Origin of the sequence: Leisingera sp. M658, from assembly GCF_025144145.1 — a bacterium.
Lineage (GTDB): Bacteria > Pseudomonadota > Alphaproteobacteria > Rhodobacterales > Rhodobacteraceae > Leisingera.
In genome coordinates this window covers 2,147,637-2,172,999 of record NZ_CP083546.1, presented here as the reverse complement: position 1 = coordinate 2,172,999, position 25,363 = coordinate 2,147,637, and the positions used below count along the sequence as shown (strand labels likewise).

Below are 25,363 nucleotides of genomic sequence, written 5' to 3'. Positions count from 1 at the left end.
TGAGGCGTCCCGGCCATTCCGTTGAGTCTCTTTATGACCATAACCCGCCCGATGTCCTGATCCGGTGTTATGCGTTGTTTGACAAGGTGTTGCGCAGCAAAGCCCGAGAAGGGGCAGAAGGTTCAGGGCCTGTTTCCGCCATAATATGGCGGGCTCACTTTCAGTGTCCTTTGACGGCTGCACAGCGTGCTGAAGCCGGGCACCTGCCAGTCCAGTCTGGCCATCCGCGGCAAACTTACCACGAAGCTCGTGGAGTGCCGCCACGGCAGGCCGGGCAGTACCTTCAAGATTAGACAAGTCTGGGTTGCGGCGTCGCAGAAAAGCTGCTGGCGATGGTTTCCGGACGGTGGCGGGACCCTGATCATGTCGCCATCAAACCAAGTCTATAACAGTTTCCGCTGCCTCAATGTTTCATTGCAGGACGGCAAGTCCGTGACCTTGTGTCTTGCCGGGCCCCGACTGCTGTGCTTTCCCGATCTCATGCTGGATGCACGCTAGAACCAATGGTGCTGCATATACTCAATGTTCAGCGTCGGCATACCAACACCCGTATCATCAGCAACCTGCCTGTGCGGCAGCCCGCAGGTCAGTGCAAATGGCACCGCATCCTGGCGGAACTTGTCCGTCCGTTTCAGCCCCATAATCAGTTTCCTTTGTTGCAGTAGATGCTGTCAAAGGCGCGGCATCAAACCGCTGCAGGTCCACGGAGGCAGGGATGTAGACTGTAGGCGCGATCAATGACTTGCCATCTGGTGCGGCAAGCAAGGGAATGGTTGATCCAGTGCTCAGATCAAACTGCGGATCGTCACGGTGATTGTTCACATCTCCTTGAAAAGGGAAATACGAAACAGCGGTGTCGTAACGTGAAAGGGCTGGCAAATGCCAACCCTTTGCTTTTGTTTCTAAAGTGGAGAAACTTCACATTCCCAGAGCATAGCCCGTTAGAACGGGATTTCGTCGTCATCGATGTTATGGGACGCGCCGCCGCCGAAATTGCTGCCGCCGCCGCTGCCACCGCCTTGCTGGCCGCTGTCATAACCGCCGCCGTAGCCGCCCTGGCTGCCGCCGCCATAACCGCCGCCGCCACCACCGTCTTGGCCGCCGCCGCCTTCACCGCGGCCGTCAAGCATGGTCAGGGTGGAGCCGAAGCCTTGCAGGACGATTTCGGTCGAATACCGGTCCTGGCCGCTTTGGTCCTGCCATTTTCGGGTCTGCAGCTGGCCTTCGATATAGACCTTGGAGCCTTTGCGCAGATACTGCTCTGCAACGCGCACAAGACCTTCGCTGAAGATGGCCACAGAGTGCCACTCGGTCCGCTCGCGGCGTTCACCGGTGTTGCGGTCCTTCCAGTTTTCCGAGGTGGCAATGCGCAGGTTGCACACCTTGCCGCCGTTCTGGAAGCTGCGCACCTCCGGGTCGCGGCCCAGATTGCCGATGAGCATGACTTTATTAAGAGAGCCGGCCATAGGGTTCCGTCCTTTTTTTCCTGAATGTCCTGTCCAGCACCGGTCCGGCGCGAATCCGTCCGGGCTGCTTGATTGGCACAGTACAGACCTGTGCAAGGTGAGGAAAGCAGCTCTCTGGGGATGATTTTGCAGGAGTTTGCGCTGCAATGATGACGGATTGCGCCGGTGTTGCTTTAAATTTCTTCTGCATTGGTTATATTTGCGCAAAGTGGGACAGTGTTGGGACAGCGGAAATGCGCAAAGCCGTTGCGGGGTTGGTGATTGCCATGGTCGGGGCAGGGCAACCTGCCGCCGCCGATGTATTAAGCACCAAGAACCGGCGGGATTTGTTTTCCGCCCACACCAGGGTGCTGGATGGCCGTGCGGCGACCCAGTACAAGAACTCAACCCGGCTGCAGCCCAAGACCTATCAGATCCCTTCAGCTTCGGGCACGCTGCCCTATAGCGGCAAGTACCGCGGCCAGTATCTGCAGCTGGCGCGGGACGCGGCGCGCCAGCACGGTGTGCCCGAAGATCTGTTCCTGCGCCTGGTGCAGCAGGAAAGCAATTGGAACCCGAACGCCAAATCGCACAAAGGCGCGTTGGGCCTGGCACAGCTGATGCCCGCCACTGCACGGGCGCTGGGGGTCAACCCTGCGGTGCCGCAGCAGAACCTGGAGGGCGGCGCGCGGTATCTGGCGCGGCAGTTCCGCAAATTCGGGTCCTGGCGGCTGGCGCTGGCAGCCTATAACGCCGGTCCGGACGCGGTGAAGAAATACGGCGGGGTGCCGCCCTATAAGGAAACCCAGAACTACGTGAAGAAGATCTGGGGCAGCTGACGCGCCGTTTCATTAACCTGTGGGTAAGTTCCCTTAATGCCCCGTTAACTCCGTGATAGCGTCACGCATTTGCCTTAAATTTTTATGAATCTGCCCTCAAGTTCTGGAGGGAATAGCTTGTATACCAACAGCTTTGATGAGCGGATCAACCGGATTGACTGGCAGCCGAGCGCGGTTCCGACACGGCAGATGATCGACAGTGTCCTGGCCAGCCGTCTGCCCCGGCAGCCGCGCAGTGCTGTGCTGAGCCTGGCAGGTGCCATAGTTGGCATTCTGATCGGCACCGGCCTCAAGGGCATGTCTTTGGCCGGATCTTCTTGGGGACCGGAAACCGGCCTTGCGGGTGCAATCGGCGGCGGCTTGGCGCTGGCTGGCCTGGCCGCTTCGGTAACGGCTGCCCTGTTGGCTGCGGCCAAAGGGAAAGAGGCCCCGCGGCTGATGCAGTTTGCGTCGATGAACCTGCTGATGATCGTGGTGCTGCTGCTGAGCTGACAGGTTGTTTACAGCTCCTTTACCGACTTTCCCTTAGGTTCATGCTGAAGCCAGAACCAAGGAGCGGCTGATGAACCAACATGTGCGCAAACCTCCCGGATCTGAGGTGGAGATGCGGCCTGAACCATGGCTTGAGCGCGTTGACAGTTTTCTGGCGGAGGGGCACTACAAGCAGGCGCTTTCTGTATTGATACCGCGTGTCAAGGCGGGGTTGCCTGACATCAAAACGCTCGATCGTACCGCGATGAGCTATTACCAGCTAGGCGACGTGCAAACGGCATTGTCGCTGATCCAAGTGATGGTGAAGCAATGGCCCGATGTAGCTGCAGGTTGGGCAAAGCTGGCGGCAATGCAGCAAACCGCGGGCAACATCGAAGCTGCTGCCGGTAACTTTAAAACGGCTTTGAAACTGGACCCCTATCTGATCCGGGCGTTGTCGGCTCTGAACGGCCTGGAGCCGTTTTCGCGAAATGGCCAAAAGTACAAGCGCCTCAAGAAACTTGCGCAGGAAAAAACTCTGCCACCGATGGATCAGGCTCTGGTCCACAACACCATTGGGCTGATTGAAAAGCGTCACGGCAAGCATTCAGTCGCCTTCAACTGTTTTGCACGCTCGAAGGCATCACTGGGCGCCCGGTTCCATTCCGAAGCACTGCAAAGTGCCATCGACGGTCAAATCCAACAGTTCAAACCTGCACTGTCGGAAACGAGCGATCCAGTCGGTCCCAAAGTGATATTTGTGTGCGGCATGCCGAGATCGGGCACAACGTTGGCAGAGGCAATCCTGCAACGGCATTCTGCCGTTGAAACAATTGGCGAAAGCAAGGCACTGTCCCGGACATTGCGGGAGGTTCGCAAGTATACGGCCGAGGTCGGAAGAGGCACAGATGTTTGGTCCTGGGCCGGCAGCTTAGAGGAGCAGGAGATTGAAGTTTTTCGCAAGATGTACTTTCAGTTGGCTCTGAACGGGCAGAACAAGGGCCCGGTATTGATCGACAAAATGCCCATGAATTGCCGGGACATGGCCTTGGCTCAGGTTCTCCTGCCAGGCTGCAAGTTTGTTTTCTTGTCGCGGCACCCGCTGGATGTAGGGCTATCGAATTTCTCGATTTGCTTCCAGGAGGTCATGGCATTCACTTGCAGGTTGGACTGGCTTGGCTGCATGACACGCGAGGTGTACCGCTCGGCCTTGGACTACCAGTCCAAGCTTGGGACGCAGATGCGGGTCCAATCCTATGAGGCGCTTGTCACTGATCCCGAGAACCAAATCCCGGTTTTGCTCCAGCAATGCGGGCTGGGCTGGGAAGATGCCTGTCTTGCACCAGAAGGCAATAAGAGCGTTGTGAATACCGCATCGCTTCTACAAGTACGAGAGAAAATCAACATTAAGGGCCTGAACAAATGGAAACCTTTTGAAAAGCAGTTGCAACCGCTTGTTGAGGCACTGGGCGGGCAGGAGTGGATCGAAAACTGGGAGCGCTGGGACAAAAACGCGGCTTTGACTGGCCGCTTTGAAACTGGTCCTGTTGTATGAGCTGAATCAACCAGTCACTGGTTGAATTCTATCAGCGGAGCTCAGAAGCTAAAAAAAGCCGGGGTATTCGACCCCGGCTTTTTTAGGCTGTGGATGAAGACACTTGCTGAGGCTCTCGCGTCTTACTCCGCCGCAACCTTGATCACCGGTGTCATGCGCTCCAGCACCTCGTCGCTGAGGTGGCATTTGATCTGATGCCCGTCTTCCAACTGGCGCACAGGCGGCACTTCCTTATCGCACAGGCCCCCTGGAACTTCGGACTTCCAGCGGCAACGGGTCTGGAACGGGCAGCCCGGCGGCGGGTTCATCGCCGAAGGGATGTCGCCTTCCAGCACGATGTGCTCTTTCACGATTGAGGTGTCGGCAATCGGCACCGCCGACAACAGCGCCTCGGTGTAGGGGTGGTAGGGCGGCGAGAACACCTGATCGGTGTCGCCCAGTTCCACCACATGGCCGAGATACATCACCATCACCCGGTCGCTGAGGTAGCGCACGATCGACAAATCGTGGGAGATGAACAGCAGCGTGGTTTTCTCCTTGCGCTGGATCTCCATCAAGAGGTCGGTCACCGCCGCCTGCACCGACACATCCAACGCCGAGACGGGTTCGTCCGCCACCACAATACGTGCACCGCCGGCAAAGGCGCGGGCGATGCCCACGCGCTGCTTCTGGCCGCCTGACAGTTGCCGCGGCATCCGGTCGGCAAAAGCGCGGGGCAGCTTTACCAGGTCCAAAAGCTCCAGCATCCGCTTTTTACGCTCGGCTTCAGAGTTGCCGATGCCGAAGATTTCCAGCGCCCGTATGATCTGGCGGCCAACCGACATTGACGGGTTCAGCGTGTCGAAGGGGTTCTGGAAAACCATTTGCACGTCCGAGACAGTCCTGGTGTCGCGCTCCTCGATCGGGATCTGTTCGATGTTCTGATTGTCCAGCAGGATTTGGCCTTCGGTGGCGGTTTCCAGGCCCATCAGCACTTTGGCAAAGGTGGATTTGCCGCAGCCGGATTCACCGACGATGGCCAATGTCTCAGACTCGCGTGCCTCGAAGCTGAGCGTTTCGTTGGCCTTCACCACCTTCTTCTCGCCGCCGCCGAACAGGGCGTTGGCTGCGACCTCATAGTATTTCTTGAGGTTTTCCATCTTGAGAACAACCTTGCCAGGCGCGGTTTTTTCCTTCGTCTCAGCCAAGGTAATCGGGGCGTTCCAGTCGATTTCCTGGAACTTCAGACAGCGGGTTTCATGGCGGTCGTTGCCATGCACCGGCGACATGGGGATAATCATATCCTGATCGCAGCGGCCTTGTTCGAAATAGTCGCAGCGCGGCCCGAAGTTGCAACCGTTGGGGCGTTCGTGGGGCAGGGGGAAGTTGCCGGGAATGGCCACCAGCGGGCGCGAGTTCTTGTCGGCGCCCGGCAGCGGGATTGAGCGGAACAGCGCCTGGGTATAGGGATGCTGCATTTCATCAAACACATCCGCGATCGAGCCGCGCTCAACCGCTTCGCCGGAATACATCACGCACAGGCGGTCACAGGTTTCCAGCACCAGGCCGAGGTTGTGTGAGATGAACAGCATCGAGGTGCCGTATTTCTTACCCAGATCCTTCACCAGCTCAACCACAGCGGCCTCAACCGTCACGTCGAGCGCGGTGGTGGGTTCATCCAGGATCAGCAGCGACGGTTTCGACATCAGCGCCATCGCAATCACGATCCGCTGCTGCTGGCCGCCCGACAGCTGGTGCGGGAAGGAGTTCAGCATCCGCTCCGGGTCGGGCAGGCGCACGTCGGTCACCACTTCCATCGCCCGGTTGTAGGCTTCCTTCTCGCTGACGCCCTCGTGGATCATCGGCACTTCCATCAGCTGCTTGCCGATTTTCATCGCCGGATTGAGCGAGGCCATCGGCTCCTGATAGATCATCGCGATCTCGTTGCCGCGGATGTCGCGCAGCTCTTCGGTGCTCATCTCGGCAAGGTCGCGGCCCTTGAACTTGATAGTTCCGCCGACAACGCGGCCGTTCTTGCCCAGGTCCTGCATGACGCCTAGCGCCACAGTGGATTTGCCGCAGCCGGACTCGCCGACCAGCCCGACAGCCTCACCCGGTTGCACGGCTACGGAAAAGTCCATCACCGCAGGAATTTCGCGCAGGCGGGTGAAGAAGGAGATCGACAGCTTGTCAATCTCAAGGATCGGGCCGTCGTATTCTTCTATTTTGCTCATATTCTTATTCTCCCTGTTGGAGCGGGAGGGGAAAAGGACCCCTTCATCTGGCTCCAATTCTGCGGGGGACCGGGTGGGCCGGTCCCCCAGCCGGATCAGTCCTTAAGGCTTTCTTCGCGCAACCCGTCCGCCAGCAGGTTCAGACCAAGAACCAGCGTCAGCAGCGCAAAGGCAGGCGGCAGCGCCGGGTGCAGGTAGATCGACAGCAGCTTGCGCCCGTCATTGATGGTCGATCCCCAGTCCGGGCTTTCCGGCGGCAGGCCAAGTCCAAAGAAACCCAGGGTGCCCAGCAGAATGGTGGTATAGCCGATGCGCAGGCAGAAATCGACGATCAGCGGACCGCGGGCGTTGGGCAGGATCTCCCACAGCATGATGTACCAGGGCCCTTCGCCGCGGGTTTGCGCTGCGGCCACATAGTCGCGGGTTTTGATGTCCAGCGTCAGGCCGCGCACGATACGGTACACTGTGGGCGAGTTGACGAAGACCACCGAGACAAACACCACCAGGATACCGCCGGGAATGTCGAACATATCCATCGCCCGGGGCAGGCCCCAGATCGCGTATTCCGGTGTTTTGATCAGGTAACCGCCATTGGAGACCAGCTGCAGATAGAACCAAATGATGGTCCCCAGCACAACCGGCAGCAGCCAGTTACGCAGCTTGGGCCGGGTGTAGTAGCGCGAGTTCAGCAGCACCCCGACAAAGATGATCGGGAACACAAACAGCACGATGGCCATATAGTTCGGAACACCGGTGGCGACGATTTCCGGGGTCACCAGCAGGTAGAACAGCAGGATCACCGGGAAGGCCAGGATCAGGTTGGCTGCAAACGACAGGATCGTGTCCAGGCGGCCGCCGTAATAGCCCGCGGGCAGGCCCAGGGTGATCCCCACCATAAAGGCAAAGACCGCGGCCATCGGGGCGATTTTGATGACTTCCCAGGCGCCCTTGACCAGACGGCTGAAGACATCTCGGGCCAGGTTGTCACCGCCCAGCAGATACCATTCATACTGACCTTCTTCAGGGCTGCGCAGCGGCGTGCCAGGCACCTTGTTCTTCATGCCGGAAAGCTGTGCCAGCGGGTCGTGGGTGATGATCATGTCCATGGCGCCGTAGACGCCGGTGAACACCCAGAACATCACCAGACCAAAGCCGATCATGCCGATGGGGCTGTCAAACAGCTTGCCGTAAAGGCCAAGCCGCCGTTTGAAGCCGATCGAGAAGGCGTAGAGGATCACCAGGGAAATCCAAACCGGAGACAGCTGGTAGATAATACGCCCTGCAATTTCAATTGCGCTAAGAGGTTCCATTCTCTGCTGCCTTCCTTAAGAGATCCGGATACGCGGGTTCAGGTAAACATAGCCGATGTCCGAGATCAGCTGTGTCACAAGAACCACGACAACTGAGACCACAGAGACGGCCAGCAGCAGTTCGATGTCGTTATTGCCTGCGGCTTCCACCAGGATCCAGCCGAAGCCCTTGTAGTTGAACAGGGTTTCGACAATCACCACGCCGTTCAGCAACCAGGGGAACTGCAGCATGATGACGGTGAAAGGCGCAATCAGTGCATTTCGCAGCGCGTGCTTCAGAACGATGTTGTGAAAACTAACACCCTTAAGGCGGGCGGTGCGGATATACTGCGCAGTCATCACCTCGGTCATCGAGGCGCGGGTCATCCGGGCGATGTAGCCCATGCCGTACAGCGCGATGGTCAGCACCGGCAGGAAGAAGTTTTCGAAATTCGGATTATCCATCGCCGAGGTGGCGGTGCCCTTGAACCATTTCAGACCGACGGTGGAAGATGTGAAGACAGCGATAAAGATCACCCCGGACACGTATTCCGGCGTTGCCGTCGTCAGGATTGAGGCCGTCGACAGGCTTCGGTCCGTCACCGATCCTTCGCGCATCCCCGCAAGGACACCGATGATCAGTGCCGATGGGATCATCAGGACCAGCACCCAGAACATCAGGCGGCCGGTATTGCCCAAACGCACTGCCACTATGGAAGAAACTTCGTCTTTAAAACGGGTGGAATAGCCCCAGTCACCCTGCAGAATACCGCAAAAGGTTGAGGCTTCGGCGGCAACTTCGGCTGAAACGGTGCCAGTCATGCACCGGCCTTTGAAACCCTCTTCGGTTTCTTGGGTCCAGCCGGGCAGCACACCCAGCCATTGGCCGTATTTTGAGACCATGGAGCCGCCATAGCCGTTGGAGTCCAGCCAACTGGCCACGGCTTCGTCCGACATGCGGAAGTTGCCCTGGGTCTTGGCGAGTTTCTCAAGGTTCGGGTAAAGGTTCGTCAGGAAGAACACGATGAACGTCAGGCACAAGGCCGTCAGCAGCATCACGCCTGAACGTCGGAGAATGAAAAGTCCCATGGGGTCCCCTGTCAGTCTGGCGGATCGGACCCGGCTGCAGGTGCGGGTCTCTTATCATCTTAGCTGGAAAGCACCGCCCCATCCGGGGCGGTGCGGGTGCCGGGAGCCTGTTAGGGCTTTGCTTATGCAGCCCAGCCCCATTTGTAGTGATGGTGCTCGAAGGCGACGTGCATATCCGCGCCGACAACGCCCTCGCGCATGTGGCGGTACAACGAACGCCAGTAAGGCTGGATGGTAACGCCTTCTTCCTGGATCAGCGCCTGGCCCTTGGCAGAGATCTCGCGGCGCTTGTCGGCGTCGGCGATCGACAAAGCTTCTTCCAGCAGGGCGTCGAATTCAGCGTTTTCCCAACCGAATTCGTTCCAGGCTTCGCCGGACTTATAGGCGAGGGCCCAGATTTGCACACCCAGCGGGCGGTGGTTCCAGTTGGTCGAGGAGAATGGGTACTTCACCCAGTCGTTCCAAAAGGTCGAGCCGGGCAAAACGGTCCGCTTGACCTTGAAGCCTGCGTCGCGCAGCTGTGCGGCCACGGCATCGGTGGTGTTCCGGCGCCAGTCGTCGTCAATCGACAGGATTTCATGCTCGAAATCCATCATGCCGGCTTCTTCCATCAGCGCCTTGGCGCCGGCCGGATCAACCTTCTGCGGCGGCAGTTCGGCATATTCCGGATGGATCGGACCGACATGGTGGTTTTCGGCTGGCTCGCCGCGGCCGCCATAGCCCAGTTCAAGACAGACGGAGTTGTCGACAGCCATCTGGATCGCCTGGCGGACGCGTTTGTCAGCATAGGGCTTCTTGCCGTCGATTTCTGCCAGCTGGTTGGTGCGGATCACAATCGAAGACATGGTGACAACTTCGGATTTCTTGTAGCCGAGACCGTCCATCACGTCGATGAATTCACCAACCGATTCATAAAGCATGTCGACTTCGTCGGATTCCAGCGCGGCCAGCCAGGACGACGGGTCGGTGCCGAAATCGACGTATTCGATACGGTCCAAAGCGGGCTTGCCGTAAATCGCTTCGCCCCACCAGGTGTGGTTGTCGTTGCGCTCCAGGGTCGACTTCACGCCCACTTCCAGTTCGGTCAGCAGGAAAGGGCCGGTGCCGACGTTGGACAGGAAATCATTGGTCTGGAAGGACGCGTGAACAATCGCCGCCGGGTAATCCGACATGCCCGCGATCAGCGAAATGTCGGAATTCGGCAGGTTCAGCTTCACGGTGTGGCTATCGACCACTTCGATGCCGCCTTCAATCGCCTGGCCGGAGTCCGCGTCGATCAGGGTCGCAAAACGGCCGGCCATCGAGTTGCCTTCCAGCGACTTGTCGCACCAGCCTGCAATGTTGCGGGCCACGTCTTCGGCGGTGAAGTCGTCGCCGTTGTTCCACTTGACGCCTTTGCGGACGTTCAGCGTGTAGACGGTTGCGTCCTCGTTGACTTCCCAGCTTTCCAGCAGCATGCCGGTAAAGGAGCCGTCATTATTGTATTCAACCAGATATTCGATGGTGCCGCGGGTCTTGTTGGCCATCTGCGACCAGTCAAATGTGCGCGGATCCTTCAGCGGGCGGACTTCGGTCTGGATACGCAGGGTTCCGCCCTGCTTTTTCTCTTCAGCAGCTTGTACCGGTGCGGCCATGCCGATCATGCCATAGGCAGCCGTTGCGGTCACACCAAGCGCGGTGGCGCGGGTCAGGAACTCGCGGCGGTCGAGCTTGCCATCCAGCACTTCTCCGGCGTGCATCTTGGCGGCCCAGTGTACCGGTGCTCCGTTGATTGTGTCGTTGGTCATTTAGGTCTCCCTGTTATCCCGTTTGGTCATTTGTCTTGCGAAACGGATTTTGGCCCGGCGGTGTGCCGGGCGTTTTTGTTTAGCGTTTTGGATTAAAGTTTCCCCATGGCTGTATTCGGGCAGAGATATGCCGTTTCGTCAATGCACAGTTTCGGCGTTTGAAGGTAAAATTACGACATTCGGGGTGTCGTTTTCCCGAATTGAAACGGTATGCTACTGAATACTGTTCAAAACTGCCCAGTAACCGGGGTGAATTCCGCACTTGCTGGAAAACATGCAAGAATCTGCAAGCGGATCAAACTATTGTGACTTCTTGCGGGCGGCTTTGCGCACTGCGCTGGGGGTTTGACCGGCGTGCTGGGAGATGAAGCGGGTAAAGTAGGCGGCGCTGCCAAACCCCAGATGAGCAGCGATGTCGCGGATGGGCAGCTCAGAGCTGATCAGCAGCGTGCGCGCGGCGTGCAGCTGGCGCTCGGTCAGCAGGGCTGCGGCGGTCTTGCCGGTCTCGGCCTTGCAGACCCGCGTCAGGTGGGTTGGCGTGACCTTCAGTGCGGCCGCGTGATCGGCCATGGCGGCCTGGGTGCCGGGCAGTTCGGCGATGCGGAGGCAGTAGGCCTGGCACAGGCGCTGCGCTGCGGTCTGCCGGGCAGTCCGTCCGGCGGGCTCCGGTTGCCGGTGCAAGGCAATGGCGGCCAGTTCGCAATGGGCCTGAACGGAGCGGTGCCAGAGCAGCTCCTGCGCGTTCTGCTCGCGGCTGATGGCTTCGAACAGGGCGGTCAGCCTGGCCTGGTCCTGAAGGCTGGCGAACCGCTTCTGGACCGGCGTTTCCGGAAACGGCAGCGGCAGCGGGCCGGATACCGACAGAACCTGTCCCAGGCACTGGCGGGTGAATTCGGCGGACCACAGCGTGCCGGCCGGAAGGAAGATGGCGCTGTAGGGGCCAAAGCCGCGCTGTGCGCCATTGACACAGATGCGCCCCTGTCCGCGGGTGATCCAGATCAGCAGGTGTTCGCGGCGGGTATGCGCCAACCCGGTCTGCCAGGCGCCATCGGGGGCAAGCCTGGACAAGGGGGCGGCGTGAATGTCGCCGGACAGGGTCGGATCAAATGGCATCAGGTATCTTAAGCGCAGGAACAAATACGATCTGCTGCAACAGGGCATGAATCCCTGATTCTGGCAAGTTTTCGCCGGCCGGCACCGAAAACGTATAAATTTTTAGGGTTTGTGCCTGCTGGCTGTCCGCGCGGCGGCGGTCAGGCCAGGGCCACCTGCTGCCAGTCTTTCATGCGGGCGCGGAACCAGCTGCGCTGACGCTTGGCAAACCGCCGGGTGGCGATGGCCGCGCGTTCTTCTGCCTCGGCCAGCGAAATCCGGCCCTGGCCGTAGGCCATCAATTCCGGAACCCCGATCGCCTTGCAGGACGGCAGGGCGGGGTCATAGCGGTCCTGCATCGCGCCGATCTCAGCCATGGCGCCTTGATCCAGCATCTGGCCAAAGCGCTTGCGGATGCGGGCCTCCAGCCAGGATTTCTCTGAGTTCAGCACCAATGCAGTGCAGCCGGACAGCGGCAGCGCCGGGGCGGGGGTGTCATCCTGCCAGCCGGCCAGCGGGCGGCCGGTGGCCTTCAGCACTTCCCAGGCGCGCTGCACCCTGGCCCGGTTCTGCAGATCAATGCGGGAGGCGGTCTTAGGGTCCAGCTCTGCCAGCAGCGCCTCAAGGGGCAAGCTGTCGCCTTTGGCGCGGACCTCGGGCGGGGTGGTAGGAATGTCTGCCATGCCTTCGGTCAGGGCGGTGAAGTAAAGGCCAGTGCCGCCGGTGATGATCATCCGTTCGGGCCCTTTCAGCAGCTCCAGCACCTCGCGCAGCCAATGGCCGGCGGAATAATCCGCATCATAGGGCATGTGCCCGTAGAGCGCGTGAGGCGCTTGCGCTTCTTCCTCAGCCGAAGGGCGGGCGGTGATCACCCGCCAGCAATCATAGACCTGGCTGGCATCGGCATTGACGATGATGCCGCCCTGCCGCGCGGCAATCTCCAGCGCCAGCGCGGACTTTCCCGAAGCGGTGGGGCCGGCAATCAGCACAGGCAGATCCGGGTTGATGTCAGGCAGGTTCATTCAGGCGTGTTCCGTCTCTTAAGTCCAGTTCCGCAAAACTGTGCGGAAAGCGCGCTGCGCGGATTGAAACCGGCGGCGATTTGCTTCATTTTGCGCGCAAACTAACCCTCACATCTTCTGGAGCGCAACATGCCTCAACCGCAAGACAAGCCGGAGCTGCATCCGGCCGCCGCCTATAAACGCGTCATGCTGAAAATTTCGGGCGAGGCATTGATGGGCGATCAGGGGTTCGGCCTGCATCCGCCGACCGTGCAGCGCATCGCCCGCGAAGTGAAATCGGTGCAGGAGATGGGCGTTGAGATTTGCATGGTGATCGGCGGCGGCAATATCTTCCGCGGTCTGTCCGGGTCCGCCCAGGGCATGGAACGCACCACCGCTGATTACATGGGGATGCTGGCAACCGTGATGAACGCGCTTGGCATGCAGTCGGCGCTGGAAGAACTGGGGGTTTTCACCCGGGTGATCTCGGCGATCCGCATGGATGAGGTGGCCGAACCCTATATCCGCCGCCGCGCTGTGCGCCACCTGGAGAAAAAGCGGGTCTGCATCTTTGCGGCGGGCACCGGCAACCCGTATTTTACCACCGACACCGCCGCCACCCTGCGGGCCAATGAAATGGCCTGCGAGGCAATCTTTATGGGCAAGAACGGGGTTGATGGCGTCTATGACAAAGACCCCAAAGAACATGCCGACGCCGTCCGTTATGACGAGATCAGCTATGACGAAGTCTTTGCCAAACGGCTGAAGGTGATGGATGCCTCGGCCATTGCGCTGGCGCGTGACAACAATCTGCCGTTGATCGTGTTCCCGCTGGATGAGCCGGGCGGCTTCCGCGGCATCCTGGCCGGCAAAGGCACCTATACCAAGGTTCACGGCTAATCCCTGATCAGAGATTAAGGAAAGACGCGGGCCCTTTGAAGTCCGCGTTTTTTTGTGTCTGGCCGGGGCAGATCCCTTGGCGAGGCAGGGCAATTCCGTGAAATCACCGGAATGCAGACTAAATTTCCTGGATGACAGGGGAGACCGGCAAGGGGCAATATGCAATCCCGGCGGCGGCAAATCCTGGCCGACATCGCTATACATCAGCCTTCCAATGGCTTATGAGCCAAGGGAAGACCGCCTCAGATAAGGGGAGAGAGCAGAATGTCTGATGATTTTGAACTGGATACCGACGACCTGAAGCGCCGTATGGACGGTGCCATGGCCAACCTGCGGACCGAATTCGCGTCCTTGCGCACCGGCCGGGCCTCTGGCTCGATGCTGGAGCCGGTGATGGTGGATGCCTATGGCTCGATGACGCCGATCAACCAGGTCGGCACCGTGAACGTGCCCGAACCGCGCATGGTCACCATCAACGTCTGGGATAAGGGCCTGGTCGGCAAGGTCGAAAAGGCAATCCGCGAATCCGGGCTGGGGATCAACCCGCAGCTTAATGGCACCATCATCATGCTGCCGATTCCGGAGCTGAACGAGGAACGCCGCCGCGAGCTGACCAAAGTTGCCGGGCAATATGCCGAGCATGGCCGGGTATCGATCCGCAACGTGCGCCGCGACGGCATGGACCAGATCAAGAAGGCCAAGGCCGACGGCATGTCGGAAGACGATCAGAAGTTCTGGGAAGCCGAAGTGCAGGAGCTGACCGACAAGATGATCAAGGCCGTGGATGAGGCGCTTGAGACCAAGCAAGCCGAAATTATGCAGGTCTGACCGGCAGTATGCCAGGAGATGCAAATCCGCAATTGAGCGCCGCCGGAGAGTCTCCGGCGGTCCGTTCCGGCCCGCGTCATGTGGCTATCATCATGGACGGCAATGGCCGCTGGGCCCAGGCCCGCGGGCGGCCGCGGCTGTTCGGCCACCATGCCGGCGCGCGCCGGGTGCGTGAAGTTGTCGAGTGCTGCCCAAGTCTGGGCGTGAAATACCTGACTATCTTTGCCTTTTCGACCGAGAACTGGAAACGCACCCAGACCGAGGTCGCAGGCCTGATGAGCCTGTTCCGGCGTTACATTTCCAAGGAAATGAACGCTTTGGCCGAAAAAGATGTCCGGGTGCGCTTTATCGGCGACCGGGTTCGGCTGGATGCCAAGCTGATCGACCTGATGGACAAGCTGGAACAGAAGACCGAAGGCAACGACGGCACCCAGCTGACCATCGCGTTGAACTACGGCGGCCGTGATGAGGTTGCCCGCGCCACCAAACGGCTGGCGCAGGATGTGGCGGATGGCCGGCTGGATCCCGCCAAAGTCGATGAAGAAACCCTGCCGCGGTATCTGGACACCCATGTGCTGCCGGATCCGGATCTGGTGATCCGCACCAGCGGCGAGGCGCGGATCTCGAACTTTCTGCTGTGGCAATCGGCCTATGCGGAATATGAGTTCATCGACACGCTGTGGCCGGATTTCTCCGGCGAAGAGCTGGCGAGGCTTTGCAATAGCTATGGCAGCCGCGACCGCCGGTTCGGGGCCGTCAAAACATGAGTGCCGCCAAGGGCCGCTGGGCGGACCTGCTGCCGCGGGCCTTGTCTGCTGTGGTGATGGTGGCCGCGGGCGGATATGCCGTGTGGGCCGGCGGGCTGGTGTTTGATGTGCTGATTGCGCTGTGCAGCGGCGGCATGGTGTGGGAACTGGTGCGGATGCTTCAGCCTGCGCGCAGCGGCACTGCGCTGCAGCTTGGTGCAATCTCTGCCGTTGCCGTACTGCTGGCGTCGTTCCTGCCGGTGCTTTGGGTGCTGCCGGTCTTGGCGGCCCCTGTGGCGGCAGGGTTCGGCCAGATCAGCGAACGGCGGCAGTATTTCACCGGCTTTGCCTTGTGGGTTCTGCTGGCGGGTTTCGGCTTTATCTGGCTGCGCGGCCAGATGGGTGTGGCCTGGATGCTGTGGCTGATCGGCATTGTGGTGGCAACTGATATCGCGGGCTACTTTGCCGGCAAGGCGATCGGCGGGCCAAAGTTTTGGCCGCGTGTCAGCCCCAAGAAAACCTGGAGCGGCACCGCGGCTGGCTGGCTGGCAGCTGCTGTCGTGGGCGCGGGTTTTGCCGGGCAGATGGGGCTGGGCTATGGCATTGTGGTGCTGTCGGTGCTGCTGTCGATGGCCAGCCAGGCGGGCGACGTGGCCGAAAGCGCACTGAAGCGGAAGATGGGCGTCAAGGATTCCAGCGGGCTGATTCCCGGCCATGGCGGGCTGTTCGACCGGTTCGACGGGATGCTGGGGGCTGCGGCGATGTTCCTGGCCGTGACCGCCCTCTGGGGATAACCAGACAGGAAAAACTATGCGGAAAGTCTCGATTTTCGGCGCGACGGGCTCGATTGGCCAGAACACCATTGATCTGATCCGCCGCGCGCCGGACGCTTATGATGTTGTGGCGCTGACCGGCGGCGCCAATATCGCGCGGCTGGCCGAAGACGCTGTTGCGCTGCGGGCTGATGTTGCTGTGACTGCTTATGACAACCGCCTGCCGGATCTGCGCGCGGCGCTGGAAGGGACCGGCGTCGAGGCCGCAGCAGGGCAGGCGGCGCTGGTTGAGGCTGCTGCGCGCCCCGCGGATTGGATCATGTCGGCCATTGTGGGCGCGGCTGGTCTGGCTCCGGGGTTGGAGGCGCTGAAACACGGCACCACACTGGCGCTGGCCAACAAGGAATCTCTGGTTTGCGCCGGCCGGTTGCTGCTGGAGACAGCGGCGGCGCACGGCGCCCGGCTGCTGCCGGTGGACAGCGAGCATTCGGCGGTGTTCCAGGGGCTGGCGGGCGAAGACATCGGTGCAGTTGAGCGGATCATCATCACCGCGTCCGGCGGGGCATTCCGGGACTGGCCGCTGGAGGACCTGCCAGGTGCAAGCCTGGCGCAGGCGTCCTCGCATCCCAATTGGGACATGGGTCAGCGGATCACCATCGACAGCGCGTCCATGTTCAATAAAGCGCTGGAAGTTATTGAAACCCGGGAATACTTCGGTGTCCGGCCTGAACAGATCGAGGTGCTGGTGCATCCCGAATCGCTGGTCCATGCGCTGGTTGGCTTCAATGACGGTGCGCTGATGGCGCATCTGGGCGCGCCGGACATGCGCCACGCCATCGGATACGCGCTGCATTGGCCGGAACGCCAGGAACTGCCGGTGGAGCGGCTGGATCTGGCCCGCATCGGCCAACTGAATTTCCGCGCACCGGACCCGGCCCGCTATCCGGCGCTGCACCTGGCCTATGATGTGATGGCCCGTGGCGGCATGATGGGCGCAGCCTTCAACGGCGCCAAGGAACAGGCGCTGGATGACTTCATCGCAGGCCGCATCCGGTTCACTGATATGGCGGCCGTCACCGAGACCGCGTTGGAGCGCATGTCAGCGGAACGTGACCTCATTGATGCCGCAATGACACTTGATAACGTGACCCGGGTCGACCATCTCGCCCGGCAACAGGCGGCACGCGCCGCAGAAGAACGCATAGGGTAGATCTTTGGACGTACTTGCTTTTGTCCCGCAGTTTGGCGGTTTTCTTTATACGATTGCCAGCTTTGTCATCGCCTTGTCGGTGATTGTGGCAGTGCATGAATACGGCCACTACATTGTTGGCCGCTGGTCGGGAATCCACGCGGAGGTGTTCTCGCTGGGGTTTGGCCCGGTGCTGTGGAGCCGGGTGGACAAACACGGCACCCGCTGGCAGGTCGCAGCGCTGCCGTTTGGCGGCTATGTGAAATTCCTTGGTGATGCTGATGCAGCCTCGGGCAAGGATGCCGGTGCTATGGAAGCCGCCGCGGACGATCCGGCAGCCCTGCGCCGCACCATGCATGGCGCACCGTTGTGGGCCCGGACCGCAACGGTGGCTGCAGGCCCGGTGTTCAACTTTGTGATGTCGGCGATCATCTTTACCGCAGTTGCCATGTCCCAAGGCATCATGCGCGACCCGCTGACCATTGGCGCGCTGGCGCCGCTGCCGGGGGTCGAAAGCGGGCTGCAGCAGGGAGATGAGCTGATTGCAGCAGGCGGAATTGCGGTGCCAAGCTATACCGATCCCGATGCCTGGGAAGCCTTCCGCGAGGCCCTGCCGCAAGAGCAGCCGCTGGACTATCAAGTGCGCCGCGACGGTACTGAAATCAGCGTCAGCGGACCGTATCTTTATCCGCCCTATGTGCGCGGTGTGGTGCCGCGCAGTGCAGCCGCAGATGCAGGATTGCAGCCGGAAGACGTGATCCTGGCGATGAATGGCGCGCCGGTTGTGTCCTTTGACCAGCTCAAGACGCACGTTGAGGCCGCGGACGGCAAAGTGCTGGTGCTGGACGTCTGGCGGGACGGCCAGCAGGTCGAAATGGCTCTAGCGCCGCGCCGCACCGACGAGCCGCAGCCGGATGGCGGTTTTGCCACCCGCTGGCGGATCGGCATTATTGGCGGCCTGGCCTTTGAACCGGCAACAGAATCCGCAGGCTTCGGCGCCTCTTTGGCGGCGGGAACCTATCAGGTTTGGGCTGTGGTGGAGACCTCGTTGTCGGGGCTGAAGCATATGATCACCGGCGCCATCAGCACCTGCAACCTGTCCGGGCCGATCGGCATTGCCGAAACTTCGGGCGCGATGGCCAGCCAGGGGGCCGAGAGCTTCATCCGCTTCATTGCGGTGCTGTCGACGGCCGTGGGCTTGCTGAACCTGTTCCCGGTGCCTGCGCTGGATGGCGGCCATCTGATGTTCTACGCCTACGAGGCCGTGGCAGGCCGTCCGCCCAGTGACCGGGCGGTGCGGGTGCTGATGTCGCTTGGCATTGCCATTGTGCTGTCGCTGATGGTGTTTGCGCTTGGCAATGATTTGTTCTGCTGAGAAGCCTGCCTCGACACGATGACTTCGGGCGGCCATTTTGCCGCCCAAGTGCTGCCACATTCTCCCGTTAACTTTTTATCAATACGCAGATTGTGCCAGATAGGTGCTTTGCGGACTGGTGGACGATAACTGGGGGACGAATGATGCAGACACTCTCGCAATCTTACCATGGCCTGGGCCTGTTGGTCCTGCTGAATTGGGACCGTGCGCTGACGGGTTTTGCCGTCCTCGGCGCATTGACCGCAGGCGCCTGGCTCGCCACATTGTGATTCCTGCAACCGGCGCGCAAGCCCGCCGCGCCGGTTGCTGCCAGAATGCGCTTTGTTGGTTTTGACAAGCGCTTTCAAACCCGGTACGCACATCCCAAAGCTGCTATAATAATCGGGTTTTGAAAAATGGTTTGGGGGAAAGTCGCAGGCAAGTCCTGTGGTGAGCGTAAGTCGGGCATCAACATCTTGTACCGTAAAGTTTCGGCTATTTCTCTGGCGGTTGCGCTGGGTTATGCATTGTCTCCGCTGCCGGCCGAGGCGCAAAGCTTCCGCTTCAATACGGTTCAGGTCGAGGGCAATCAGCGGATCCAGACGTCCACTGTTGTTGCCTACACCGGGATCGAACGGGGGCAGACAGTCAGTGCAGGCGAGTTGAACGACGCCTATCAGCGCATCCTTGACAGTGGCGTATTTGAAACAGTGGAATTGGTGCCGCGCGGCAACACGCTGGTGATCAAAGTCACCGAATTTCCGACCATCAATCAGATCAGCTTTGAGGGCAACCGCCGTCTCAAGGATGATTCCCTGGACCAGATTATCGAATCTGCGCCGCGCCGGGTGTTCAGCCCCTCGCAGGCCGAGCGCGACGCCGCCGCAATTGCCGAGGCGTACAGCGTTCAAGGCCGTCTGGCCTCGCGCGTGACCCCGCGGATTATCCGCCGCAACAACAACCGCGTCGACCTGGTGTTCGAGATTTCCGAAGGCGACACCATCGAGGTGGAGCGCGTCTCTTTCACCGGCAACCGGGTTTATTCCGACCGCCGTCTGCGCCGGATCCTGCAGACCAAACAGGCTGGATTTCTGCGCGCATTCATCAACTCGGACACGTTGATCGAGGACCGGCTGGAATTCGACAAGCAGGTGCTGCGCGATTTTTACCTGTCTCGCGGTTACGTGGATTTCAGGATCAACAGCTCCAACGCTGAAGTCACCCGCGAGCGGGATGCGGTCTTCCTGGTGGTCGATGTGACCGAGGGCCAGCAATTCAGGTTCGGCAATGTCTCTGTGACCAGCGAAATGCCGGAAGCGGATGCCGACCTGTTCAGCTCCACGCTGAAGATCAAGCCCGGTGTGGTCTATTCCCCGACATTGGTCGAGAATGCAATCGACCGGATGGAAGGGCAGGCTGTCCGCAATGAGATCGATTTTCTGCGGGTCGAGCCGCGGGTCACCCGCAATGAGCGGGATCTGACCCTGGATATTGAGTTCGTATTGCGCCGCGGTCCGCGGGTGTTTGTCGAACGCATCGATATCGAAGGCAATACCACCACGCTGGACCGGGTGATCCGCCAGCAATTCCGCTCGGTGGAAGGCGACCCCTTCAATCCGCGGTCCATCCGCAACAGTGCAGAGCGTATCCGGGCGCTTGGTTATTTTGCCAACGCGGATGTTGAAACCCGTGAGGGCAGCTCGTCTGATCAGGTGATTATTGATGTTGACGTTGAGGAACAGCCGACCGGGTCGCTGAACCTTGGCGGTGCATATTCTGTCACGGATGGTTTCGGGGTCAGCGTCGGTCTGTCCGAGAACAACTTCCTGGGCCGCGGGCAGCGGCTGTCTTTCAATGTCGCCACGGCGACGGAATCGGATTCCTATGTTCTGGGCTTTACCGAGCCTTACCTTTTGGGCCGGGATTTGCGGTTCGATTTGGACCTGGGGCTGAATGAAACCGACTCCAGCTTCTCGGAATACCGCACCAAACGGATCTTCTTCCAGCCTGCACTGACGTTCAGCACCGGTGAGGATACCTCGCTGCAAGTCCGCTATACGTGGGATGCGGACGAGATGCTGTTCACTGATGGCGAGGATGACGACACAAGCACCTTCCTGGCGAGCCCGGTTATTCAAAACGAAATCAATCAGGGTGAGCGTTCGGCCAGTGCCATCGGTTTCACCTACCGCTATGACAGCCGTTTGACCGGCCTGGATCCGACTGCGGGCTTCCTGGTTGAAATCGGGGCCGACTATGCCGGCCTGGGCGGAGATTCTGAGTACTTCAAGACCACAACCAAGATTGTGGCGCAGAAACAGATTCTGAACGAGGAAGTCACGATCCGTGCGACCTTGGAGGCGGGTGCGTTCCAATGGGAAGGCAGCGGTTCCAGCCGCTCGATCGACCGGTTCGTTCTGACCCCATCGGTTATGCGCGGATTCGAACCCGGCGGTATCGGTCCGCGGGACCAGTCCAGCGGCGCGCCTAACGGAAACTACAATGACTTCCTGGGCGGCAACTATTATGCTGTAGCCCGCTTTGATGCGGAATTCCCGCTGGGCTTGCCTGAGGAACTGGGGATGCGTGGCGCCCTGTTCTATGATGTTGGCAGCCTTTGGGGAACGCAGAACGTGGACAGATCCCTCCCCGCAGGCGGAAATGCAACTGTGGTAGGAGGCAGCAGATCGTTCCGCCACGTCGTCGGCGTTTCCCTGCTGTGGACCACCGGGATCGGCCCGCTGCGCTTCAACTTCTCCAAAGCCCTCCAGAAAGAGGACTTTGACCAGGAACAGAGTTTCGACCTGACTTTGCAGGCGCGGTTCTGATCTGGTGCGGCGGCCTGCGCCCAGTTATTGGGCAGCGCTTGGTCTTGCCATAGCGCTGTCCGGGCCCGGGACGGTGCCGGCCCTGGCCCAGGAGCCGGTTTCACCCCCCCCCCATGCGGGTGCGGAATTCCAGCTGGGGCTGCCGCAAAGCGGCATCCTCACCATCCAGCCTGACCGGCTGTTTTCCGAAAGCGCCTTTGGCAAGCGGGTGGAGCGCGAGATTGAGGCCGAGGGCGCGGTGCTGACCGCGGAAAACCGCCGCATCGAGGCTGAACTGCGCGCCGAGGAGCTGGAGCTGACCGAACGCCGCAGCGACATGGCGCCGAACGCCTTCCGTGCCCTGGCGGATGCTTTTGATCAGAAGGTGCAGGAAACCCGGCGCCGCCAGGACCAGAAGCTGCGTGAAATCAACCAGATGGGCGAGGAAGCCCGGCGTGAATTCATCGCCGCCTCACTGCCGGTGCTGCAGCAGATCATGCGGGAGTCCGGCGCTGGGGCGATTCTGGATCATGCTTCGGTCTTTCTGAGCGCCAATGCCGCTGATATCACCAGCCTGGCAATCGGCCGGATAGACGAGGTTCTTGGCGATGGCGCAGCAGATGAGGAGAGTGAGCGCTGAGTGTGCGAACTTGCCCAAGTGCCCTCTGCTTGCTAGGGACGGCGCAGCATAATTGACGATAATGGGAAACCACGCATGACCACCGAGCTGCAAAATGCTGACATTCAACTGATCCAGCGGATCCTGCCGCACCGCTACCCGTTCCTGCTGGTCGACAAGGTGGTTGATATCGACAGCTACAAATCGGCGCGCGGCATCAAGAATGTCACCATGAATGAGCCGCATTTCCAGGGCCATTTCCCTGGTACCCCGATCATGCCGGGTGTCACCATCGTCGAGGCGATGGCGCAGACCGCAGGCGTGATGCTTGGCGTTGGCATGGACATGGTCGATACCGACCTGCTGATCTATTTCATGAACATCGACAAATGCAAATTCCGCCGCAAGGTGGTGCCCGGCGATGTGCTGGAAATGCATGTCGAAACCCTGCGCGGTAAACCGGGCGGCAAGATCTTCAAGTTCCTGGGGCGCGCCACGGTGGACGGTGAAGTGGCCGCAGAAGCCGAATTCACTGCGATGGTAGACCGCCAGGTAGAGGGCACCTGATATGAGCAGCATCCACCCCAGCGCCATTATTGAAGACGGTGCCAAAATCGGCGAGGGCTGCGAGATCGGCCCGTTCTGCCTGGTTGGACCTGATGTTGTGCTGGGGGACCGGGTTGTTCTGAAATCCCATGTGGTGGTCACTGGCGACACCGAGATCGGCGACGAAACCGTTGTCTTCTCCTTTTCGGTGCTGGGCGAGATCCCGCAGGACCTGAAGTTCAAGGGCGAGAAGTGCAAGACCGTGATCGGCAAGCGCAACCGCATCCGCGAGCATGTGACGGTGAATGCCGGCACCGACGGCGGCGGCGGCGTGACCCGCATCGGCGACGACGGCCTGTTCATGGCCGGCTGCCATATCGCCCATGATGCCCAGGTCGGCGACCGGGTGATCGTGGTGAATTCTGCCGCGGTGGCAGGCCATTGCGTGCTGGAGGATGACGTGATCATCGGCGGCCTGTCGGGCATCCATCAATGGGTGCGCATTGGCCGCGGCGCCATCATCGGCGCAGTCACCATGGTGACCAATGATGTGATCCCCTACGGGTTGGTGCAGGCGCAACGGGGCGAGCTGGACGGGTTGAACCTGGTCGGGCTCAAGCGCCGCGGCGTCGCCCGCAGCGACATCACCGCTTTGCGTGCGGCGTTTCAGATGCTGGCCCAGGGCGAAGGCACCTTTCAGGAGCGCGCCAAGCGGCTGGGGGACGAGAGCGACAGCGAATACGTGCAGCGGATCGTCGCTTTCATCACCGGCGGCAGCGACCGCTCTTTCCTAACACCGGGGGGCTGAGACCATGCTGGCAGTGATTGCAGGCACCGGTGAACTGCCGGCTGAAGTTGTATCCCGTGTTGGCGGCCGGCCGCTGATCTGTGCGATGGCAGGGTCCGAACCGGACGCGGTGGATGCGGAAGTGACTTTCCGGTTTGAACAGCTGGGATCCTTTCTGGAACGCTTGAAGGCCGCAGAAGTGACCGAGATCTGCATGGCGGGCGCGGTGCGCCGTCCCAATATCGACCCTTCGGCCATCGATGCCGCGACGATGCCGCTGGTTCCGGTGCTGCAGGCGGCGCTGGCTGCTGGCGATGACGGGGCTTTGCGGGCGATCATTGGCATTTTCGAACAGGCTGGGTTCACTGTCCGCGCCGCGCATGAGGTAGCGCCGGATCTGCTGATGGCAGAGGGCGTGCCGACCAAGGTGCAGCCGGGCGAGCTGGACAAGGCAGATGCTGTACGGGGCGCTGAAATTGTCGCCGCCATGTGTGCGGCTGATATCGGTCAGTCCTGTGCAGTGCGCAAGCAGCAGGCCATTGCGGTCGAGAACATCTTTGGCACCGACTGGATGCTGGCCTCGCTGCTGCACCGCCCGGACGGGCAGGGCGGTTTGCTGTTCAAGGCGCCGAAACCGGCACAGGACCGCCGTGCTGACCTCCCCACCATTGGTGCCGGGACAGTGGAAGCCGCGGCTAAGGCCGGATTGTCCGGCATTGCACTGGAAGCAGGCGGCGTGATCGTACTGGATCAGGAGGCGGTGATTTCGGCCTGTGACCGGCTGGGCTTGTTCCTGTGGCTGCGCAAGGGATGAGCCTGCGGGTGTTCATTCTGGCGGGAGAGCCTTCGGGCGACCGGCTGGGCGGGGCGCTGATGGCGGGTTTGAAGCAGCTGGAACCGGACGTCAGTTTCGACGGCATTGGCGGCGCCCTGATGGCTGAGCAGGGGCTGGTCTCACGGTTTCCGATGAATGAGCTGTCGGTGATGGGGCTGGCCGAGGTGCTGCCCAAATACCGCCATCTGAAACGCCGGATCCGGGAAACTGCCGATGCGGTTCTGGAAACCAAGCCGGATGTGCTGATCACTATCGACAGCCCGGATTTCTCGCTGCGGGTGGCGCGGCTGGTCAAAGAGCAAAGCAATATCCGCACAGTTCATTACGTGGCGCCCTCGGTTTGGGCCTGGCGGCCCAAACGGGCAGGCAAAATGGCTGAGGTCATCGACCATGTGCTGGCGCTGCTGCCGTTTGAGCCGCCGCTTATGGAAAAGGCCGGGATGGTCTGCGACTTTGCCGGCCACCCGGTGGTCGCCGAGCCGCAGGCCACGCGTGATGAGGTTGCTGCGTTCAGGCAGCAATTTGGTCTGGGAAATGCGCCCTTTGTGCTGGCGCTGCCAGGCTCGCGGCGCTCTGAGATATCGCGGCTGGCGCCGGACTTCGGGGCTGCCTTAAAACGGTTCCTGGAGACGCACCCGGACTATAAGGTGGTCGTTCCTGCCGCCGCGCCGGTTGCAGGGCTGGTGCAGGAGACCTTGCAGAGCTGGCCTGCGGGCACCGTCCTGATTGACCCGAACAAATTCGAGCCAGCCACGGCCAAGGCCCACAAACGCGCCGCTTTTGCGGCAGCGGATCTGGCACTGGCCGCCTCTGGCACGGTATCGCTGGAACTGGCCGCCGCGGCCACGCCGATGGTGATTGCCTACAAATTCCAATGGCTGACCTGGCAGATCATGAAACGCATGGCGCTGATCGACACTGTGACGTTGGTCAACCTGGTGAGCGATACCCGCGTGGTGCCGGAATGCCTGGGGCCAGAGTGCACACCGGACAATATAGCTGCCCGGCTGGCTGCGGTTTCAGCCGATCCTGGCGCGCAATTGGGTGCCATGGACGTGACCATGCAACGTCTTGGCAAGGGCGGTGAAGAGCCTGGCCTGCGCGCCGCCCGCGCGGTCCTGGACCGTTTACCCAGCTGATAGGGCAGGAGCGTGCCGGAGGCTGATGCCTCCGTCGCGCGGCTTTTGGTAGCGCGGGC

At 60.7% G+C, this 25,363-nt stretch carries 25 protein-coding genes and 1 pseudogene; 16 read left to right on the top strand and 10 right to left on the bottom strand.

Annotated elements, in window-relative coordinates; all coding sequences use genetic code 11:
• Positions 1 to 122: 122 nt before the first annotated feature.
• The 4 genes and pseudogenes from K3724_RS23990 to K3724_RS10845 form a co-directional block, all read right to left on the bottom strand.
• Positions 123 to 365, bottom strand: coding sequence for a transposase (locus tag K3724_RS23990; RefSeq protein WP_409201375.1), 243 nt, complete (start codon positions 363 to 365; stop codon positions 123 to 125).
• A gap of 159 nt (positions 366 to 524) precedes the next feature.
• Positions 525 to 641: pseudogene (locus K3724_RS10855) on the bottom strand (IS3 family transposase); the annotation flags it as partial.
• Positions 642 to 941: 300 nt separating this feature from the next.
• Complete coding sequence (ssb, locus tag K3724_RS10850) at positions 942 to 1,466, bottom strand: single-stranded DNA-binding protein (protein WP_259984671.1); 525 nt, start codon at positions 1,464 to 1,466, stop codon at positions 942 to 944.
• Positions 1,450 to 1,656, bottom strand: coding sequence for a hypothetical protein (locus K3724_RS10845; protein WP_259984669.1), 207 nt, complete (start codon positions 1,654 to 1,656; stop codon positions 1,450 to 1,452). Before K3724_RS10845 ends, ssb begins: the two co-directional genes overlap by 17 nt.
• A 43-nt stretch (positions 1,657 to 1,699) precedes the next feature.
• On the opposite strand from K3724_RS10845, the gene K3724_RS10840 reads away from it, so the two are divergent.
• The 3 genes from K3724_RS10840 (at position 1,700) to K3724_RS10830 (ending at position 4,310) form a co-directional block, all read left to right on the top strand.
• Positions 1,700 to 2,284, top strand: coding sequence for a lytic transglycosylase domain-containing protein (locus K3724_RS10840; RefSeq protein ID WP_259984667.1), 585 nt, complete (start codon positions 1,700 to 1,702; stop codon positions 2,282 to 2,284).
• Positions 2,285 to 2,401: 117 nt separating this feature from the next.
• Positions 2,402 to 2,776, top strand: coding sequence for a hypothetical protein (locus tag K3724_RS10835; RefSeq protein WP_259984665.1), 375 nt, complete (start codon positions 2,402 to 2,404; stop codon positions 2,774 to 2,776).
• A gap of 70 nt (positions 2,777 to 2,846) precedes the next feature.
• Positions 2,847 to 4,310 (top strand): tetratricopeptide repeat-containing sulfotransferase family protein, encoded by a 1,464-nt coding sequence (locus K3724_RS10830; protein WP_259984664.1) that lies wholly within the window; start codon positions 2,847 to 2,849, stop codon positions 4,308 to 4,310.
• 122 nt (positions 4,311 to 4,432) lie between these two features.
• On the opposite strand, the gene K3724_RS10825 is transcribed toward K3724_RS10830, so the two are convergent.
• The 6 genes from K3724_RS10825 to miaA form a co-directional block, all read right to left on the bottom strand.
• Positions 4,433 to 6,523 carry an ABC transporter ATP-binding protein gene (locus tag K3724_RS10825; protein ID WP_259984662.1) on the bottom strand — a complete coding sequence of 697 codons (2,091 nt, stop codon included), beginning with the start codon at positions 6,521 to 6,523 and terminating at the stop codon, positions 4,433 to 4,435.
• 95 nt (positions 6,524 to 6,618) lie between these two features.
• The gene (locus K3724_RS10820) at positions 6,619 to 7,833 is read right to left on the bottom strand and encodes an ABC transporter permease (protein WP_259984660.1); all 1,215 of its coding nucleotides are present in this window, start codon (positions 7,831 to 7,833) and stop codon (positions 6,619 to 6,621) included.
• Positions 7,834 to 7,848: 15 nt separating this feature from the next.
• Positions 7,849 to 8,901: an ABC transporter permease gene (locus K3724_RS10815; protein WP_259984658.1), complete on the bottom strand. Its 1,053-nt coding sequence runs from the start codon at positions 8,899 to 8,901 to the stop codon at positions 7,849 to 7,851.
• Positions 8,902 to 9,023: 122 nt separating this feature from the next.
• Positions 9,024 to 10,688, bottom strand: a complete 1,665-nt coding sequence (locus K3724_RS10810) for an ABC transporter substrate-binding protein (RefSeq protein WP_259984654.1) — start codon at positions 10,686 to 10,688, stop codon at positions 9,024 to 9,026.
• 300 nt (positions 10,689 to 10,988) lie between these two features.
• A complete protein-coding gene (locus K3724_RS10805) occupies positions 10,989 to 11,801 on the bottom strand; it encodes an AraC family transcriptional regulator (protein ID WP_259992528.1) in 813 nt (270 codons plus the stop codon).
• 140 nt (positions 11,802 to 11,941) lie between these two features.
• Complete coding sequence (gene miaA, locus K3724_RS10800; RefSeq protein WP_259992527.1) at positions 11,942 to 12,802, bottom strand: tRNA (adenosine(37)-N6)-dimethylallyltransferase MiaA; 861 nt, start codon at positions 12,800 to 12,802, stop codon at positions 11,942 to 11,944.
• Positions 12,803 to 12,931: 129 nt separating this feature from the next.
• Here miaA and pyrH point away from each other — a divergent pair, with 129 nt between their 5' ends.
• From pyrH to lpxB, 13 genes are all read left to right on the top strand, one after another.
• Positions 12,932 to 13,681, top strand: coding sequence for a UMP kinase (gene pyrH / locus K3724_RS10795; protein ID WP_129370696.1), 750 nt, complete (start codon positions 12,932 to 12,934; stop codon positions 13,679 to 13,681).
• 264 nt (positions 13,682 to 13,945) lie between these two features.
• Entirely contained in the window at positions 13,946 to 14,509 is a 564-nt protein-coding gene (gene frr / locus K3724_RS10790; RefSeq protein ID WP_129370698.1) for a ribosome recycling factor, read from the top strand.
• Positions 14,510 to 14,517: 8 nt separating this feature from the next.
• Complete coding sequence (locus tag K3724_RS10785; protein WP_129370700.1) at positions 14,518 to 15,276, top strand: isoprenyl transferase; 759 nt, start codon at positions 14,518 to 14,520, stop codon at positions 15,274 to 15,276.
• A complete protein-coding gene (locus K3724_RS10780; protein WP_259992526.1) occupies positions 15,273 to 16,049 on the top strand; it encodes a phosphatidate cytidylyltransferase in 777 nt (258 codons plus the stop codon). The genes K3724_RS10785 and K3724_RS10780 overlap by 4 nt, the downstream gene beginning before the upstream one ends.
• Positions 16,050 to 16,065: 16 nt before the next feature.
• Positions 16,066 to 17,238, top strand: coding sequence for a 1-deoxy-D-xylulose-5-phosphate reductoisomerase (gene dxr, locus K3724_RS10775; protein ID WP_259992525.1), 1,173 nt, complete (start codon positions 16,066 to 16,068; stop codon positions 17,236 to 17,238).
• 4 nt (positions 17,239 to 17,242) lie between these two features.
• Positions 17,243 to 18,592 carry an RIP metalloprotease RseP gene (rseP, locus tag K3724_RS10770; RefSeq protein WP_259992523.1) on the top strand — a complete coding sequence of 450 codons (1,350 nt, stop codon included), beginning with the start codon at positions 17,243 to 17,245 and terminating at the stop codon, positions 18,590 to 18,592.
• Positions 18,593 to 18,732: 140 nt separating this feature from the next.
• Positions 18,733 to 18,861 (top strand): hypothetical protein, encoded by a 129-nt coding sequence (locus K3724_RS10765; RefSeq protein WP_259992731.1) that lies wholly within the window; start codon positions 18,733 to 18,735, stop codon positions 18,859 to 18,861.
• Positions 18,862 to 18,987: 126 nt separating this feature from the next.
• Positions 18,988 to 21,399: an outer membrane protein assembly factor BamA gene (bamA, locus tag K3724_RS10760; RefSeq protein WP_259992522.1), complete on the top strand. Its 2,412-nt coding sequence runs from the start codon at positions 18,988 to 18,990 to the stop codon at positions 21,397 to 21,399.
• Between the two features lie 73 nt (positions 21,400 to 21,472).
• Positions 21,473 to 22,018, top strand: a complete 546-nt coding sequence (locus K3724_RS10755) for an OmpH family outer membrane protein (RefSeq protein WP_259992521.1) — start codon at positions 21,473 to 21,475, stop codon at positions 22,016 to 22,018.
• A gap of 75 nt (positions 22,019 to 22,093) precedes the next feature.
• Positions 22,094 to 22,564: a 3-hydroxyacyl-ACP dehydratase FabZ gene (gene fabZ / locus K3724_RS10750; protein ID WP_259992520.1), complete on the top strand. Its 471-nt coding sequence runs from the start codon at positions 22,094 to 22,096 to the stop codon at positions 22,562 to 22,564.
• Between the two features lies 1 nt (position 22,565).
• The gene (gene lpxA, locus K3724_RS10745; RefSeq protein ID WP_259992519.1) at positions 22,566 to 23,351 is read left to right on the top strand and encodes an acyl-ACP--UDP-N-acetylglucosamine O-acyltransferase; all 786 of its coding nucleotides are present in this window, start codon (positions 22,566 to 22,568) and stop codon (positions 23,349 to 23,351) included.
• Positions 23,352 to 23,355: 4 nt separating this feature from the next.
• Entirely contained in the window at positions 23,356 to 24,144 is a 789-nt protein-coding gene (locus K3724_RS10740; protein ID WP_259992518.1) for an LpxI family protein, read from the top strand.
• A complete protein-coding gene (gene lpxB / locus K3724_RS10735) occupies positions 24,141 to 25,304 on the top strand; it encodes a lipid-A-disaccharide synthase (RefSeq protein ID WP_259992517.1) in 1,164 nt (387 codons plus the stop codon). The genes K3724_RS10740 and lpxB overlap by 4 nt, the downstream gene beginning before the upstream one ends.
• Positions 25,305 to 25,363: the final 59 nt, after the last annotated feature.

Coding starts and splice junctions, on each gene's coding strand:
- K3724_RS23990 (WP_409201375.1), bottom strand. CDS start 365: ATGATCAGGGTCCCGCCACCGTCCGGAAACCATCGCCAGCAGCTTTTC.
- ssb (WP_259984671.1), bottom strand. CDS start 1,466: ATGGCCGGCTCTCTTAATAAAGTCATGCTCATCGGCAATCTGGGCCGC.
- K3724_RS10845 (WP_259984669.1), bottom strand. CDS start 1,656: ATGCAGAAGAAATTTAAAGCAACACCGGCGCAATCCGTCATCATTGCA.
- K3724_RS10840 (WP_259984667.1), top strand. CDS start 1,700: ATGCGCAAAGCCGTTGCGGGGTTGGTGATTGCCATGGTCGGGGCAGGG.
- K3724_RS10830 (WP_259984664.1), top strand. CDS start 2,847: ATGAACCAACATGTGCGCAAACCTCCCGGATCTGAGGTGGAGATGCGG.
- K3724_RS10825 (WP_259984662.1), bottom strand. CDS start 6,523: ATGAGCAAAATAGAAGAATACGACGGCCCGATCCTTGAGATTGACAAG.
- K3724_RS10820 (WP_259984660.1), bottom strand. CDS start 7,833: ATGGAACCTCTTAGCGCAATTGAAATTGCAGGGCGTATTATCTACCAG.
- K3724_RS10815 (WP_259984658.1), bottom strand. CDS start 8,901: ATGGGACTTTTCATTCTCCGACGTTCAGGCGTGATGCTGCTGACGGCC.
- K3724_RS10810 (WP_259984654.1), bottom strand. CDS start 10,688: ATGACCAACGACACAATCAACGGAGCACCGGTACACTGGGCCGCCAAG.
- K3724_RS10805 (WP_259992528.1), bottom strand. CDS start 11,801: ATGCCATTTGATCCGACCCTGTCCGGCGACATTCACGCCGCCCCCTTG.
- miaA (WP_259992527.1), bottom strand. CDS start 12,802: ATGAACCTGCCTGACATCAACCCGGATCTGCCTGTGCTGATTGCCGGC.
- pyrH (WP_129370696.1), top strand. CDS start 12,932: ATGCCTCAACCGCAAGACAAGCCGGAGCTGCATCCGGCCGCCGCCTAT.
- frr (WP_129370698.1), top strand. CDS start 13,946: ATGTCTGATGATTTTGAACTGGATACCGACGACCTGAAGCGCCGTATG.
- K3724_RS10785 (WP_129370700.1), top strand. CDS start 14,518: ATGCCAGGAGATGCAAATCCGCAATTGAGCGCCGCCGGAGAGTCTCCG.
- K3724_RS10780 (WP_259992526.1), top strand. CDS start 15,273: ATGAGTGCCGCCAAGGGCCGCTGGGCGGACCTGCTGCCGCGGGCCTTG.
- dxr (WP_259992525.1), top strand. CDS start 16,066: ATGCGGAAAGTCTCGATTTTCGGCGCGACGGGCTCGATTGGCCAGAAC.
- K3724_RS10765 (WP_259992731.1), top strand. CDS start 18,733: ATGATGCAGACACTCTCGCAATCTTACCATGGCCTGGGCCTGTTGGTC.
- bamA (WP_259992522.1), top strand. CDS start 18,988: ATGGTTTGGGGGAAAGTCGCAGGCAAGTCCTGTGGTGAGCGTAAGTCG.
- fabZ (WP_259992520.1), top strand. CDS start 22,094: ATGACCACCGAGCTGCAAAATGCTGACATTCAACTGATCCAGCGGATC.
- lpxA (WP_259992519.1), top strand. CDS start 22,566: ATGAGCAGCATCCACCCCAGCGCCATTATTGAAGACGGTGCCAAAATC.
- K3724_RS10740 (WP_259992518.1), top strand. CDS start 23,356: ATGCTGGCAGTGATTGCAGGCACCGGTGAACTGCCGGCTGAAGTTGTA.
- lpxB (WP_259992517.1), top strand. CDS start 24,141: ATGAGCCTGCGGGTGTTCATTCTGGCGGGAGAGCCTTCGGGCGACCGG.